Annotated in this window: 2 protein-coding genes and 1 pseudogene; 1 reads left to right on the plus strand and 2 read right to left on the minus strand. The window is 61.9% G+C overall.

Annotation, left to right across the window (positions count from 1 at the left end):
- Nucleotides 1-473: hypothetical protein (locus JHD07_RS34950; RefSeq protein ID WP_291630469.1), on the minus strand; the 473-nt coding region annotated here is incomplete at its 3' end.
- Between the two features lie 29 nt (nt 474-502).
- Here JHD07_RS34950 and JHD07_RS34955 point away from each other — a divergent pair.
- Nucleotides 503-652 (plus strand): ATP-binding protein, encoded by a 150-nt coding sequence (locus JHD07_RS34955; protein WP_024343431.1) that lies wholly within the window; start codon nt 503-505, stop codon nt 650-652.
- Nucleotides 653-762: 110 nt separating this feature from the next.
- On the opposite strand, the pseudogene istA reads toward JHD07_RS34955, so the two are convergent.
- Nucleotides 763-1,519 (minus strand): annotated as a pseudogene (gene istA, locus JHD07_RS34960) (IS21 family transposase); the annotation flags it as partial.
- Between the last annotated feature and the right edge of the window lie 54 nt (nt 1,520-1,573).

Genomic DNA, 1,573 nt, shown 5'->3' on the forward strand with positions numbered 1-1,573 from the left:
GTTCCCTTCCGGGCGTGCCGGGAGCCGCTTGCATCCGCCGCAGCAGCGTGGCGAGGATTTGAGCGATCTGGGTTTGCGTCGCGGTCGACAGATTCGGCCACAGGGGAGGAATATCGTCCGTCGGACGGCCGGGTGGATTTGCCAACGTCGGCATGGGTCGATACGCAACGCGACCTGGAAGCGGTGGGTGGGTCATCGCGAATCACCTTCTCGTCAAGAAGGCTCAGACTCGCGCTCAAATGTTGCATCAATGGGATCAGCGTACGTGCGCTGATGCGCGGCAGATCGGCGGCGTTCGGGCCAGAATCTATCGTCTCGGCAAGATCCGTCGACGCGATGCGAACCGCCCGCGGCCGGCCGTCCGGCAGCGCGACAACGACATAGGCGGGACCGCGCCCCGACCGCTCCTTCAGCACCTCAAGCCGGTGCCCGAACAGAAAATGATGCGGGTCAGTGATCGTGACGTGAGACACGACCCGCTCGAGAATAGGGGTACTCTGACGTGTTCGGTGAGCCCACCGTCGCCGACGCCATCCTCGACCGCATCATCCACAATGCCCACCGCATCGCCCTTGAAGGCGACAGCATGCGAAGGAAAAAAGCCACGCGCCCCTTGACCGACGCTGAAAACAGCGAAACGAATACCAATTGACTCAACAACCAGGCAACCAAAAACCAGCGCCGCCACGCTGTCCGCGATTTAGCGAAACTACTGTCCGGCAGTTAGCGAAACCACTGTCCCGTTTTTGCGAAATGCGCAAGGTTTTTGAACCGCAGCCGCGGCGTGAAGAAGCGTTCTCGCACCAGCCCGACCTGGTTCTCGACCTGCCCCTTCTCCCAGCCCGACGCTGGCGTGCAGGCGACCGGATCGACCAGATAGTGGCTGCACATCTGCAGGAAGCGGCGATTCTAGAGACGCCCTTTACCGACGAAGATCGTCTCCACGGCGGTCTTCATGTTGTCATAGATGCCGCGGGTGCAGGTGCCTTTGAACAGGGCGAACGCCCGGTCGTGGGCGTCGAACACCATCTCCTGCGTCTCGCGCGGATAGGCCCGCACGAACAGCATGCGGCTGTGACAGAGCCGGACATGAGCAGCCTTCACCATCACCGTGGTGCCGCTCAGCAGGACGACCTCGTGGCTCCAGTCGAACCGGTAGGCTTCGCCTGGTGCAAAGCTCAGCGGCACATAAGCCGACGCTGTCGAGGTGCCGCGTTCCTTGCTCCACCGTCGGGCGTATCGACGAACCGCATCATAGCCGCCGGCATAACCCAGGCCGCGGAGCTCCTCGAATAGCTGGATCAGCGTCAGCCGTTCCCGCGCCGCCTTGCTCTCATTCCTTGCCAGTAACCGATCAAGCTCGGCACTCCAGGCATCCATCTTCGGGAGCGGCTGCGTCTCGCTCGTAGCGGAACTCCGTCGCTTGAGAACGAATGACCTTGCGAACCACCTTCCGCGATACGCCAAGTTCTCGGCAGATCGCCTTGATGGGACGACCATCAACAAAGTAGGCGCGAATAGGAAGGTCGCTGCCGAACCGCGCCGCCGTATGATAGCGGGTCTGCGCCGTTAT

It is taken from the genome of Bradyrhizobium sp. (assembly GCF_016462955.1).
GTDB lineage: Bacteria > Pseudomonadota > Alphaproteobacteria > Rhizobiales > Xanthobacteraceae > Bradyrhizobium.